Here is a 13,872-nt window from a genome sequence, read left to right on the forward strand (position 1 = left end):
TTAAATGACACCAATCACTGAATTAGGCGAGATGGTCATCACCGATGCCGATCGCGATTACTTCCTTCGACCTTCGTTCGCAAACATGACCCGCATAGGCTCGCCAGCGGAGATTGTAGAGCGATTTGCTGAACTCCATACCAGTGAGGCACCACGGTTACTTGAAGCCGCTGCTGAGGCATACGGTGAGATTCCTGGGTGGTTGCTGGCATACATCAACGCTCCGTCATTCAGTAGCTCAGCAATATTCGCCGGGATGATCGTCATGCAGGCATGCTGTGATGATGACCTTAGCGCGCTGGTGGGAGAGTTGCGGCCAAGCAAACGAGGGAAGAGGGCTTTCGTGTTTCGCCGCGGCAAGATGCCGGCGAGCGATATCATCGTAATCGGCCAATCACTGATCACTCACGGTATCATCGGTAAAGCAAAGATCCGCAAGCTGCAGCGACACGAGTCGAACAGCTACGTGAACGAGTTCAACGCCTTCGAGTACATCAGCGCAGCACGGAATCACTTCAACATGCCTCGCGCCGAAGCAGAGCGCCTTTCGATGACTGAGTTTCAGTTGCTGCTCGCGGCCAAGTACCCAGAGCAGAAAGGTTTCACGCGCGAAGAGTACGATCAGGTGATGGACGAAGATGAGAAGCGCTGGCAGGCGATGATGACTCTTGCATGACTTCGCCTATTTATACAGTCAGTTGACCGCGAGCTGCACAGTGTTTTTCTATTTGTTCGATGGTATAATTTCATGCCTAATGTCAGGGTTAGTGTTAGTTGAGAGTGTAAAATATGTTGATCACAGCAACGGGGAATGGACGAAAGCTAGTTGAGTCTGGTACGTTTCATTTTGTTTGTGGAGAAGGTGAACAGGGATTGAAGTTAAATTACGGTGGTTTGGATATAATTATCGTAACCAATGTTTTAACTGATGGAAAAGAAGCGAAAACAATTTTAAGTGTTGATGTAAATGGTAATAACATTACATTTACTCATAATTTTATTAAAAATCCTTTCGGCACGCCAAAAGGTTTAATTATCCCTCATGAGATCGGTACTAAAAAAGATGGGGGTAGGATTTACATTACTTGGCTTACGTTTGTACAAGAGACAACCGCTGACCAAACGGTGCTAATAACGACGTATTCCTTGTACGAGGATGCATAATGTCAGACCAGATTACACCCGCTGTCGAGCCAATAAAAAGCCAAGAGAATACTGCTAACCGGCCATCTATCAAAAGTGGTGGTGTATCCGGTGTAAGTACAACAGGGACCATTGCAGCTCAAATAGGAACTGGAGAGCATGCAAGAGACTCTTTCATATGGATGACCTTAAAGTATTGCTTTTATCTTGGTGCCACCCTCAGTATTTGCATCATGTTGGCATATTTTCATTTTGTATTTGATAAAAACGAGCCGGATAAAATTGACATTATTTCTGCGTTAAAAGATGTCTGGTCAATATTTACACCTATACTTACGCTGGCCCTTGGGTATGCGTTTGGTAAGCGTGAGCAGAGATAAAGTTAATTCTTTAACAATAATTGCATCACTTTGGATTTTTCATAAGGTTAGCTCACTCAATAGGTGGGTTTTTGCTTTCTGCGGGTGCTATAGTGCTCAATCATCCTTAACAATGGTGATTGCTATGAAATGGATATCTGTAGAAGAAAGGCTACCTGAGACGACGTTGCAGTTCGAAAAAGTTATTATTGCATCTGACAAAGGGGTTGGGATCGCTGATTATGATGAGATAAATGGATTTAATGGGGTGATTCTGAGCGGAAGTACGCAACATTCTCATCATAAAATAAGCCATTGGATGCCTCTCCCCCAACGCCCTAGAACGTGATGGACAAGCCCACCGAAGTGGGCTTTTTGCTTTCTAGCCCCCAAAATGAGGGCTATTAATCAGTGAAGTGCTGACTGCATACGCGTTATCTCAAGTTTCCAGTTCAACGGTGGGCTAACCTGTTTAGCTATATGACTGCTCTCACGCAGAAGCAACAGGCCGGCGCTGCGTATAAACCCATCCAGATCGTTGGCGTTTGCGTTCACCTTAACTGCTATTGGAAGTCCAAGAGGTGCAAGGGCTTCAGTTATCTTCTGGGTATCCTGTCTTATCAATAGAGCCACGCTCCAGAGGCAAACAAGTTGGTAGAGTTCGCTATCGTCGAATTGTCTGGCTGGCATCTGTAGTTCTATTTGTTTACCCAGATATTCGCCATCAAGCACGACGCGGTGAACGTACTCTATAGCCTGCGGGATCTGCTCAGGCGTTAAGTCCTCTATGCTCTCTACGGCGAAGCGCTGGTGGATGATGGAGTAAGCTTCCGGGTACATCAGGTGCTTCTTGCTGACGAGCATGTTTACCGCATCGCGCAGTGGTGTTCTCTCATCAACGGTTGTTCCTGACTTCCGAACGGCGGACCCTTTCGTCCAGTAGTCGTGCAGAACGGTGAAGCATTCTTCCTGATAGGCGATCAGCTTGTCTCGGATGTCTGCGCGTACCTTTGATGGGTTGATGCTGAACAGCCAGCCGTTGAGCTTCTTCAGTGGGATGCATCCCATGAGGCGCTTTTTACCATCATTGGCAACCATATCGATATCGATATAGTTGTATTTATCTTTGCTTTGCATCAGCTTCTGTTGCTGAGAACCCCAAGCTAACCCGATGTTCTCGGCGATCTGCTTCATGGCTACATAAGCCACACCGGCGGCCATGGCAGTGATGATTGGTTGTCCATGGAACTGGACGGATGAAGTGTTAACAGCTTCAAGAATTGATATACTGTTCATGTCTTTTATCCTTGTGGGGATGGGGGACAAATCAGAAGCCCTGACTGTTACCGCAGTTGGGGCTTCGCTCTTTGGTAGCCATTGGCTACCTTGCTTGAAAAGGTAATAGCAGTTGGCTACTATGTCAACATTGTTTTTCTTTAGGTGACTGCTATGAGTCGTGATCCACAGATTAATGTCCGATTGCCACAGGACTTGAAAGAAGCTGTTCAGAACATGGCTGCCGATAACAAGCGCTCGGTTAACGCGGAGATTGTCGCCGTTCTGCTTGATGCGGTTCGGAAGCACAACCTTTCCCCCATCGATGGTACAGAAGGGATGCTCGCGCGAGCAAAAGAGTACCTATTGCCGAGTGAGATTTTTGAGGCGATCGCTATCAGAGCGGCAGAGCAAGCTGTGAAGCTTGAGCGAGAGAGCAAAGATAAAAAGTGACGGAGTGGTGATTTATTCACGCATTACGTTTTTTGCCCCTACTGAGTCTGCTACCATGTAACGACTTGTTACTTGTCTATGGGAATAGGACTAAATGAAGAAGATTGCAGTTGTTGGGGCCATTCTGGCGTCACTTGCTATGTCTGGTTGTTCATCACAGCAACCGCCTAGCCAGGCTCAAATATCCTCTGCTAGTTACGGTGAACTTCCGAAAGATTATCAAGAGAAAATTAAAAATCATTTTAACTCCACATTAAAAGATCCCTATTCGGCTCAATATAAGTTCATGCCAACCTTCAAGGGGTACTCTCAGGATGGCCAATGGTCACCATCTGGCGGGAAGGTAACTTTTGGGTGGGTATCACCCGTTCTAGTTAATGCCAAGAATAGCTATGGTGGTTATACCGGAGATCAGAAGTATGTGTTTATCTTCTCTGGTGGCGAGATGTATGACGTTACGGCCATGAGCCAATTTGGTATGGTTCATCCAGTCAAGTAAAGTAATAATTTAACGATAAAACCTCGCTCAGGCGGGGTTTTTTTATGCCCGGAGAACACTAAATGGCAGAACAAGACGGCGGCAGCCTCGTTTATCAGGTCGATATCGACACTGCTAAAATGATCACTGGTAGCCGTAAGGCATCTACCGTGCTCGGAGAAATGGAGAAGCAGTCAGGAAAAGCAGATGCCAGTTTGTCAAAATTGGAACGCCAGGCAGCTTCTACAGGTTCTGCTTTTGGAACGCTTTCGCGTGTGGCTGCGGCTGTTACTGCCGCTTTATCGTTCCGTGAGGTAATGTCATACGCCGATGCATGGACAACACTCAACAACAAACTGGCGAACGCAGTAAGGGTCAATGAAACTCTTGCGGATGTAACTGAGAGAGTTTTTCAGATCACCCAAGATACTCGCTCCAGCTTGAACGGTACTGCGACGCTTTATTCTCGCCTTGAACGCGCTACACGAAGCTATAACACCTCAGCGGACGATCTCGCGAAGTTAACGACGATTATCAACCAGGGGTTTGTCGTATCCGGCGCGACAGCTCAAGAGGCTGAGGGAGCGATTGTTCAATTATCTCAGGGCTTGGCTTCTGGCGTGCTGAGAGGGCAGGAGTATAACTCTGTTGCCGAGCAGGGTAGCCGCCTGTCTATTGCTCTTGCTGATTCTCTTGGCGTTAGTATCGGTCAGCTTCGTGCGATGGCTGCACAAGGTAAATTGACTACGGATGTGGTAGTGAAAGGATTGCTATCTCAAGGGGATGCGATCGGTAGAGAGTTTGCCAAAACTACAATGACGGCCGCCCAGGCAAGCCAAATTGCCGGCAACAACATCACCAAATTTATCGGGGCTTCAACAACGGTAAAAACTGGCGTGATGGTCTTCAATGATGCTGTCATCACCCTGAGCGAGAATCTTACAACTGTATCCAACGTTATATTGGCAATTACTGCGGTGATTGGTTCGCGGTATGTTTCTGCATTAACGGCTGCAACAGCAGCAACGATAGCGAATACGGCCGCAGCGGTTAGGGCAGCCATAGCACAAGGATCGCTTAGAGCGGCATTGGTCACAGCCTTAACCCCTCTGGGTGGGCTAGTTGGAGCTGCAACCCTTGCGTCTGCGGCTATCTTCTATTTTTATCAGAGGGCGCAGCAAGCCAAACAAGAGGCAATAGATTTTGCCGATAAACTCGATGGTGTAATCGCAAAAATGCGCACCATGAGTAGCGTTCAGTTAGCCGCAGAAATAGACAAAGCCAGCAAGTCAATCAGGCTTCAATCCGAAGAGTTAAAAGGTAGTGAGGCACAACTAACTGATCTTACATCCAGATTGGAGAGCGCAAAGGCTGCCGTTGCAGGTTTAGGCCAGAATAACCTGCTCTATTCAGATGCAGTATCGAAAGTTAACCAGTTAGAAAGTGAGCATATTCAGTTAACTGCTCGGGTAGATTCAGAACAAACAAAGTTAAGTCAAACAATCAGTAAGACCGGAATTTTGCGCGCCCAAATGAACGGGACATTCCAACAGGGCATAGACTTGCTGAAGCGTGATGGACATGAGGCGAGTGTTACAGCGGGCCTGTTTGGCCAGCTTGGAGACGCTATTAACTTTGCTGGAAGAGCTAAAGAAAAGTTCAACTCGCAAAGCCTCATCGTTGAACGGCCTAAAAACGTTCAGGACTATCTGGATAAGCTGAATGATCAGGTTGAGATTCAAAGCGAACTTAACGACAGGAAGCGCGCCCAGCTTAAGGCCGAGAAGGACATCAGAACACTCGGCGGTAGCGAGCAAGACGTCATGCTGGCACGCGATAGGGCTGGTGCAGAGTTCGACGCAACCAAGGCGATTCAGGAGCAGAAGCAGGCAACCAAGGAAGGAATAGCGGAGAGCAAGAAGTCAGCCAATCAGGCGGAAAGCGCTGCACAGAAAGTCGCCAATCTCAAACAGCAGTCTGAGCTGGCTGCAGGTTCTACTCAAGAGCTAACCCGTGAGCAAGCCATACTGCAGGCCCAACTTTCTCTTGGTAAAGGAGCGACGAAAGAACAGATTAAGCTTGCGGGGCAATATCGAGCTGAAATCTGGGATACTGCAGCGGCACTGAAAGCTCAGAACGCTGTTCCAGAACTGAAGGAAAACGCAAACTACGCCTCTCAGAAAGCTCAACTGCAAATGTTGAAAGAGGCGAAGGATGCTCAGGGTAACCTACTTATCAGTCAAAAGCAGTTCAGCCAACTTTCCGAGCAGCTTGAACGTGAACACCAGGTAAACCTTGCCAAAATCCGAGCGCAACAGGCTACGTCCAATCCGATAGCTGATGCGCGCGGACAGGTTGACCCTATTCAGCAGATGGCTAATGAGAACAGTCAGAAACTGGCTTTGATGAAGGAATATCAGGCTCAGGAGCTGGCGATTATCAAACAATCTTATGATGCCAATAAGATCACCTACGAGCAGTTCATAGCTGCAAAACGCGCCACGGATGATCAGTACCTGGCTTTGCGCACTGCCCATGAGAAGCAATACCAGGAGCAGCAGACGGCGGCGCAATGGCAGCTGTTGAGCCAGCAGAGCCTTGGTTACGACATGCTGACGAGTGCTGTTGATGCTTTCTCTGGTAATGCCTCAAACGCTATTACAGGGCTGCTTACCGGCACCATGTCGGCACAAGAGGCGATGCGGTCGCTTGGAAACACCATTCTGAACAGTGTGATAAACAGCATCGTTCAGGTGGGTGTGGAGGCGTTGAAAAACTACATCCTCGGCCAGACGCTTGGCGCCGCCTCCGTGGCGTCATCTGTGGGTATGGCTGCCACAACGGCTTCAGCCTGGGCACCGGCAGCCGCAATGGCATCGCTGGCAACTCTTGGCGCTAACGCAGCTCCAGCGGCTGCTGGAATAACCTCAACCGTGGGATTGGCTGGTGGGCTGGCTTTGGCCGGCGCGCGTTATAACGGTGGCCCCGTGAGCGCTGGCGCGATGTACCAGGTAGGTGAGCGAGGCAAGCCAGAGATTTACCAGGCGAGCACTGGTAAGCAGTACATGATCCCCGGTGACAACGGCAAGGTGATTAGCAACAAGCAGATGACCGGCGGCGGCAGTGCGGCGCCAACCATCATTATCGAAAACTACTCATCCGGCGCTGGTGTAATGGATACCCAGGCCAGCAAAGGTGCTGATGGTAGCGATGTGGTGCGCATTGTGCTGGCTGATCTACAGCAGGGAGGGCAAATCAGCCAGGGTATATCCCAGTATCACCAGGCGCCTCGCCGAGCGACGGAGTGATTAGCAAGCTATGAGACAGTTTCTGTATTGGCTGATAATATAATCTCTCCCTACATCTATGAAAGGTTTTTTAAATGGCAAATTCAGAAAACACCCCTATCCCTCAAGAGGTAATAACTTCAAAATATAAAGACTCCTATATTGATGATTATGCCTCGTGGGCAAATAGAGGAATCAATATGGGATTAACAATCTCTGTTAGTGGTATCGTTTATACAGGGGTTTTGATAGGTGTTAACGAGTGGTGCGACAAAATGATATCTCAAATAGAAGCATCAAATAACACTGATGAAGCAAAGGAGGCTATCACGTCATACTATACTCAGATGAAAGAGAGTTTCTACTCTGATATTGATGAGGTGAACTCAAATATTAACTTTGTTCACATGAAGAATGTTAGGATCGTAACAGGTGACTCTATAAGTAAAGTGTCTTCTATTTGGCGATTTAAAATCGATGAGATTGATGGCTTTAGTGTTGGAGTATGGCAAGAAAGCTAAGTTAATTTTATTAAGAAACCCGCTTCGGCGGGTTTTTTTATGCCTGGAGAGACCATGGCAATACCTTATCCCGAATGGCTATCACTTCCCCAGAAGGCCAACAAGAGCCGCACGATTGATGCCGGGTTCCGCACCGATCAGCCGGCAGTGGGCGCGCCTATCTTCCAACGCCTGACAGATGACCTCAAAACTACCTGGTCGCTGACGTGGATTTTCACGCTGCAAGAAGATCGGGCATTCGAGCAGTGGTATCGCAGCCCTCGTTACCTGGATAACGGCAATCAGTGGTTCACGATGCTTTGCAATCTGGGTGGCTCTGGCCTGCAACTGCAGGAACTGCATTTTGTGGCACCGCCGGTGCAAACGAGCATCAACGGCAACACGACCACATGGACGGCGAGCGTAATCACCCGGAAAGTCTACAACCCGGATGACGAGTTCTCAGACGTCATTGTTGAGCTGCCGCCATATCAGTGGGGGATCATTGATGAAGTGGTTAACCGCGACATGCCGGAGTATTGAATGCCTACCTTACGAGAATTTCAGTCACAGCGGCCTAACCGGATCATCTACGACACGATGACGTTTAGTCATCCGGCATTTGGCGTTATCCGGCTGGTGGCAAACCAGATATACCCGAAGACATTCGCCGGTCAGGTGTTTTCAGCGTGTCGAATGGAGGTCGCAGAGAGCCAGCAGAGCAGCACGCCGGTGATCAACTCAACGGTGAAGTTCGGGCGCCTGGCGCAGGACTTTAAGCAGCAGTTGAAGTTGTGGCGCGCGCACTCACGCATAACACCGATCTCTGCCACGTATCAGCGTTTCGATGCGGCGGACATGAACACACCGCTGAAGTCGTGGACGCTGTATGTGAAAGACGCCTCTCTCGATGAGGCTGACGTAACGTGCTCTCTCACGCTGCAGAACCCGCTAAACAACAACATCGGCTTTCTCTACAACACCACTGAATTCCCAGGACTCGCCAATGCATAAACCTGACTTCATTCACGCCATGGAGGGTAAGCCGTGGCGCGATAGAGCGTGCTCGTTTGATGCGGCTGATTGCTGGGGACTGGTGGTGCTGTATTACCGGCATGTTCTCGGCATAGAGATACACCAAACGCCGGACTACGAAGCCGGTAGCGACTTCCTGACGTGTTTTTCCGGTGATGTTGTGTTCTGGCATCAGGCCGAGAAAGCGGCCGACGGTAGCATTTTTATCGCGTATTACGGCGGTCAGCCAGCCCACGTTGGTTTGGTCATTGATGGGCAAGCATTCCATAGCCGTGGCGAAGCGGGGCATGTGCGCTTTGACAAGCTGCGGACGCTGGAGCGAGTTTTCACCAAATTGGAGTTTTACGACTATGCCGTTGATCGAAGTTCAGCGCGTGCCGGGGTTGCCTAAAGAACGTCATAACCTTCCCGCCGGCAGCATGTTCTATCCCTGGCTGAAATCGGCCAACCTTCACTGTGATGTTGAAATTCTGCGTAATGGCGTAAAGCTGAAGCCTGATGATGAGCTGAATTTCCCGCTCAACGATGGCGACGTGATCAGCGTGTTCGACCAGCCGAAAAGCGGCACCATTGGGAAGGTTCTCAGCCCAATTTTTGCCCCGATAAAGTTCGTCCAAAAAATCCTGACGTCATTGCTCGGTCAGCCAAGCGCGGGCGTGGCGACAAGCAGCAACGCAAAGACATCACCTAATAACAGCCTGAAAGGGCAAACCAACATTGCGCGAAACGGCGAGGCAAAGCCTGACAACTACGGCCAGGTGCGCGCGTATCCTGACCTGATTCAAGAGTCGCTGTTTGAGTACGACAACAACATCAAGAAAGTCACAGAGTGGATGAACTTCGGGCTGGGCCGGTATGACGTCACGTCTGTTAGATACTCTGAATCGAACCTTGGCGCGCTGGCCGGTGCTTCATACCGCATCTACCAGCCAGGCGAGAACATCCCGCTGATCAATGAGGGGTTCGCTTTCGACGACATCGACGGGCAAGAGCTGCCGGGGCCGAACGAGAGCGGTGATTTTCCTGCAGAAACGGCAACGACAACCACCGACATGGTTTCTGGCGAGTTCATCGCCGGACAGGCAAAGGTGAAAATCAAGCAGAACAGCGATTTTGATTACTTCTATGACCTGTCTAAGCCTCATTCTGTATCATTCGTGGTCAATGTCACCTACAACACTGTATCAGGCCCAGTAACACGCGATATCACTGTATTTGCCGATCTCTTCAGTGCTACGACAACAGACGATGGCGCCCCGGTAAACCCGCAGTATTTCTACGAGTTCACGTTTGTAAATCTGAGCGGCAACGATATCAGCCAGATCCCCGACGACGCGGTAATCAACACGTCGATATTCACGCTTAACGATAATGAACCGCTGGTAATTGGCCCATCCTTCTCTCCGGTTGAAGGGACTCAGCTTTGGGTTCACCTGCAGGCGCAGTTGGGCCATGGCGATTATGCCCGAACCAATGTCACCTTCTACAAGGTCGATGATGATAACAACCAGATCCCGGGCACGTTAGAGAGTTACAACGTAGGGCTCAACAATGACGATGAAAACGCAGATACAAAATATCAGACGTTTAAATTCACACCTGCAGCCGGCAATGGTCGTTACGCGATTTCTTTCATCCGATCGAACAACAGCAATGATCACTCAATCCTGAAGGTCGAAGCCGTTCACATCGTCAGGACGCGCTCCAACGTTGCTTACCCGAATGACACCCTCGTAACTGTCACTGTTACTGCGACAGAGCGAGCAACCAGCGCGCGGGAGCGCAAATATAACGCACTGATCACGCGCCACGTCATCAGCTACGATCTGGCTACACAGACCGTAGATTACACTGAAAGGCCGTCACGTTCGTTTGCAGACGCTGTATTGCACACCTGGCTAAAAATGGGAGGTCAGCCAGAGTCGAGCATCGACATCTACGAGCTTTACTCTATCGCGGCATCGCTGCCGGATCAGCGCCTGGGTTATTTCGATTATACCTTCGATGACGAAGATATCTCGCTTGGCTCTCGGATTCAGACGATCTGTGATGCGGCCACCGTGACGGCGTTCTGGGATGGCGGGGTGTTGTCTTTCACGCGTGATGAACGAAAACCGAATGCGACGACGGTATTCAACCGCGCCAACATGAAAGCGGAGGATTACAGCCTTTCCTACGACATGACTCTACCAGGTGGTTTTGATGGGGTTGAGGTCAAGTATCGAAACCCGATCACGAATAAACAGGCATTCATCCGCTACCGGATCGTCGGCAACTCGATTGAAGAGGGGGAGCCGGTAAAGGCGAAGAAATTCGACATGTTGTTTATCCGCAATTCGTACCAAGCGCGCGATCGGGCATTGAAAGAAGTCCGGCGCCTGCTGTACTCGCGACAAACGATGTCCATTCGTGCGCTGGCTGATGGGGAGTGGGTTAATGTCGGGCAAATGGTTCAGGTAGCTGATATCTACGACGCGAATCAGCAGGACGGTTATATCGTCGCGCGAAACGGCAATAATTTTGATACCAGCGAACGGATCGAGTGGGTAGGGGATATGTTTGTCGTCGTCACCGATGCGAATGGCTCACCCACAGATCGCATTCAGGCATACCCGCGCAGCGATACGACATTCGGTTTTATCGCTGCAGTGCCAGCAATCAACCTCAACATATTTGACGGCTACAACGTCCAGTCGCCGTCTCGCTACGTCATCGCCTCGCAGGTAGAGATGGACGCGACAAAATGGACGATCACCGAAAAGAAACCAAATGGCGACGGGACTACCTCGTTAACCATGTCTGAATACAACGATGAAATGTATAATTACGAGGTAACTGAATAGATGGCTACCACACCAACGAACAATCCAATCCCAAGCGAAGCTGTTCAGGATTTAAAGTTCAATACAGGTAAGATTGACCAAATCGTTAACTCTGAAGAAAAGACGTACACCGACAGATTTGGTGTTGTGCGTTATACGTGGTCAGGTGCACTTGCAAACATTGCCCCTCTCGGACACCCATGGACATTGGAAGAGGCAAGCGCAGCGATTTCAAGCGGAGAAATTAAAAATGATGCGTATTTCTTTGTTTGGTCTGATGATGAAAAAAATATCGCGGATGTATATCAAAACATCAGTGGGGTGGCAGTAAAAACTGATAAAAGCTATCCAAGCTCTGAATTTGTAAATCAGACTAGTAAGGTGGCAAATACCGCAGATATCCGAACAAAAGGAATTCGCACGCTGAACTATTCAACGGCTCCCGAGTTCCGTCTGGAGCATTTTTCCTCAAATGGTGTGAGATATATGTTCCAAGACCAATTTGGCAAGTCTTACTTCCCGCTCGGAGTAGATATTAAGGACGCAGCAGCAAGGAGTATTTCTCTTGAAAATGGAACGCTAATTCGATCAGGTGTTGGGGCAAAGTACGACTTTGCCGAGGCTGGTTCCGATGGTAACACGATCTTCGCTACGGATGATAAGGGGTATAAGATTTACCGTAATCGCCGTTTGTTCAATAATCCTGGCCAGATTTTTGGCGATGCAGCAATTTGCGGTGATTCTATCACTGCACGCGGCGAGTTCAACGGAAGCTGGAAACCACTCAGTTGGCATATGTGGGCATCGTTAAACCTTAATGGTAAGTTTAAGGTAAGTGGGATGTACGCAACTAGCGGATTTACCATTACCCAAATAGAACAGACTCACATCCCAAATGTTATAAATTCAGGTAGTACAATTTGTGTTTTGATGGCGGGCAGAAATGATATTCAGCAAGGTATAGATTTAAAAACAGTCACAATCCCAACTTTTAAAAGAGTTATTGCGAAACTGTTGAGAGCTGGAATTATTCCTGTGATTTGTACAATGGCAGCTCAAAACAACAACGATGCAAATAGAGCAAGGGAGCATGAACTCAACGCAGTCTTAAGAGGTATTTCGCAATCTGAGCGTTTGCCGTTTGTTGACTTGCATGCAGCAACCGTAGACCCAGCCACAGGAAATTGGTTACCCGGTTACAATGCCGTTGATGAAAATGGCGATCCAGATCCGTCACATCCATCTGAAACCGGATGTAAGGCTATGGGGCTGGCATTGTCTGATGCCTTGAGCTCCTGGCTTGCTAATGTGTATCCGACAATGGCGGAAGAGCAGATCACCGCTGGATTGACGAACAACATTCTGTCAAACCCGCTTTTCCTTACGCTTAACGGTGCCGGAGATACCCCAGATGGTTGGACAACCGTCACTGCTGGTAGCAGTGCTATAACTACAGACCCATCCGTAAAAGGGAATGTCTGGAAATTGAGAAATGCAAAATTTAGCAAACCAATTTCACTAACTCCCGGAAAAAAAATGGGGTTTGGTTTCTATATTAAAGCCTCTCAACAAGACGCACAGCAAGTTGAATTTTACATCGCAAACGGCGATGCAAGTTCAACTAATTACCTGACCGGAATGCGGACATGGAATAGAAGCGTCGATGGTTTTAGTTATTTTTATCACGAATTCATTGTACCAATCGGCGTCACCACAGCAACGCTGGTTGCAAGTGCTGGAGATGTGGATTTGTTTGTGGCTCAAAATGGTCTTTTTGAATTATCAGGGGAATAAAATGATTATTGTTCACAACACAGTGTTTGATCTCGACTATAAAGATATCGTTGATCCTCGGATTGCCTTAATTACAGACACTATGATGGCTGGCTATGATTGCCTATCAAACAGGGATTTTAGCGGGCGTGATAATCATTTTTCCTGGGGCGGAGGATACAACTTACAAGGCGCGATTCTCGCTGATGATGCCAACCATGTCATTCAAACCCCCGTAATTGAAGAGGATGAAATGACAATCATCACGTGTTGGAATTTAAGTTCGGGTAGCACTCAGGCATCGTTGATAAATAATCTGGATACGTCAACAACTGCTTATCGTGGCACTCGACTTTCTCGATTAAGTGGGAGCCAGGGACAGTTTGACATCGCCACAGGTATTGCAACACCACCTGTAACTTCGTCTCCAATTGGTGTAGCTGGCGCATGGACAATCCGCGCCATGACGTGGAACAAAACCACATATCGAGAGATTTTCCACAGCGGCACAATCTCGCGAGAAACTCCATTAACAAATGGGCGCGCAAAGAATGTGTCCCGTGGGTTTGCTGTAAACGGTGTCCCTGCAGGTGTTCCAGGTGGTGGCATCACAGCAGGAGTCACTGGCACTCTTGGGTTCCTCCTATTCTACAACGAGTACATCGACCCGGCAGTTGCAAAATCCCGCATGGATGCAGTGACTGACATCATGAACTATCAGCGGGCGGTCATCGTTCCATGAGTTAT

15 protein-coding genes are annotated in these 13,872 nt (G+C 48.8%); 14 read left to right on the top strand and 1 reads right to left on the bottom strand.

The features are described 5' to 3' along the window. Positions 1–4: 4 nt before the first annotated feature. The 4 genes from WFM45_RS06650 (at position 5) to WFM45_RS06665 (ending at position 1,851) form a co-directional block, all read left to right on the top strand. The gene (locus WFM45_RS06650; protein WP_336954956.1) at positions 5–676 is read left to right on the top strand and encodes a DUF6246 family protein; all 672 of its coding nucleotides are present in this window, start codon (positions 5–7) and stop codon (positions 674–676) included. A gap of 113 nt (positions 677–789) precedes the next feature. Next, a complete protein-coding gene (locus WFM45_RS06655) occupies positions 790–1,164 on the top strand; it encodes a hypothetical protein (RefSeq protein WP_336954957.1) in 375 nt (124 codons plus the stop codon). Further along, complete coding sequence (locus WFM45_RS06660) at positions 1,164–1,523, top strand: hypothetical protein (RefSeq protein ID WP_336954958.1); 360 nt, start codon at positions 1,164–1,166, stop codon at positions 1,521–1,523. Before WFM45_RS06655 ends, WFM45_RS06660 begins: the two co-directional genes overlap by 1 nt. A gap of 124 nt (positions 1,524–1,647) precedes the next feature. Next, positions 1,648–1,851 (top strand): DUF551 domain-containing protein, encoded by a 204-nt coding sequence (locus tag WFM45_RS06665; RefSeq protein ID WP_336954959.1) that lies wholly within the window; start codon positions 1,648–1,650, stop codon positions 1,849–1,851. A 59-nt stretch (positions 1,852–1,910) separates the two neighbouring features. Here the strand turns inward: WFM45_RS06665 and WFM45_RS06670 are convergent, their stop codons facing one another. Next, on the bottom strand, positions 1,911–2,798 hold the full coding sequence (locus tag WFM45_RS06670) for a phage antirepressor N-terminal domain-containing protein (RefSeq protein ID WP_336954960.1): 888 nt from the start codon (positions 2,796–2,798) through the stop codon (positions 1,911–1,913). A gap of 153 nt (positions 2,799–2,951) precedes the next feature. On the opposite strand from WFM45_RS06670, the gene WFM45_RS06675 reads away from it, so the two are divergent. The 10 genes from WFM45_RS06675 (at position 2,952) to WFM45_RS06720 (ending at position 13,867) form a co-directional block, all read left to right on the top strand. Then, on the top strand, positions 2,952–3,230 hold the full coding sequence (locus tag WFM45_RS06675) for an Arc family DNA-binding protein (protein WP_072010257.1): 279 nt from the start codon (positions 2,952–2,954) through the stop codon (positions 3,228–3,230). A gap of 94 nt (positions 3,231–3,324) precedes the next feature. Continuing rightward, the gene (locus tag WFM45_RS06680; RefSeq protein WP_072269798.1) at positions 3,325–3,729 is read left to right on the top strand and encodes a hypothetical protein; all 405 of its coding nucleotides are present in this window, start codon (positions 3,325–3,327) and stop codon (positions 3,727–3,729) included. A 62-nt stretch (positions 3,730–3,791) separates the two neighbouring features. Further along, positions 3,792–7,016 (top strand): tape measure protein, encoded by a 3,225-nt coding sequence (locus WFM45_RS06685; RefSeq protein ID WP_336954961.1) that lies wholly within the window; start codon positions 3,792–3,794, stop codon positions 7,014–7,016. A gap of 74 nt (positions 7,017–7,090) precedes the next feature. Next, positions 7,091–7,516: a hypothetical protein gene (locus WFM45_RS06690; protein ID WP_336954962.1), complete on the top strand. Its 426-nt coding sequence runs from the start codon at positions 7,091–7,093 to the stop codon at positions 7,514–7,516. Positions 7,517–7,570: 54 nt separating this feature from the next. Next, positions 7,571–8,038: a hypothetical protein gene (locus WFM45_RS06695; protein ID WP_308325513.1), complete on the top strand. Its 468-nt coding sequence runs from the start codon at positions 7,571–7,573 to the stop codon at positions 8,036–8,038. Beyond that, the gene (locus WFM45_RS06700) at positions 8,039–8,509 is read left to right on the top strand and encodes a DUF1833 family protein (RefSeq protein WP_128868835.1); all 471 of its coding nucleotides are present in this window, start codon (positions 8,039–8,041) and stop codon (positions 8,507–8,509) included. Continuing rightward, positions 8,502–8,921 (top strand): NlpC/P60 family protein, encoded by a 420-nt coding sequence (locus tag WFM45_RS06705; protein ID WP_227414471.1) that lies wholly within the window; start codon positions 8,502–8,504, stop codon positions 8,919–8,921. Before WFM45_RS06700 ends, WFM45_RS06705 begins: the two co-directional genes overlap by 8 nt. Next, a complete protein-coding gene (locus tag WFM45_RS06710; RefSeq protein ID WP_336954963.1) occupies positions 8,881–11,373 on the top strand; it encodes a host specificity factor TipJ family phage tail protein in 2,493 nt (830 codons plus the stop codon). Before WFM45_RS06705 ends, WFM45_RS06710 begins: the two co-directional genes overlap by 41 nt. Next, a complete protein-coding gene (locus WFM45_RS06715; RefSeq protein ID WP_336954964.1) occupies positions 11,374–13,146 on the top strand; it encodes an SGNH/GDSL hydrolase family protein in 1,773 nt (590 codons plus the stop codon). It begins immediately after the preceding gene. Position 13,147: 1 nt separating this feature from the next. Then, a complete protein-coding gene (locus WFM45_RS06720; RefSeq protein ID WP_336954965.1) occupies positions 13,148–13,867 on the top strand; it encodes a hypothetical protein in 720 nt (239 codons plus the stop codon). Positions 13,868–13,872: the final 5 nt, after the last annotated feature.

Origin of the sequence: Serratia sp. KG1D, assembly GCF_037150675.1 — a bacterium.
GTDB classification, from domain to species: domain Bacteria; phylum Pseudomonadota; class Gammaproteobacteria; order Enterobacterales; family Enterobacteriaceae; genus Serratia; species Serratia nematodiphila.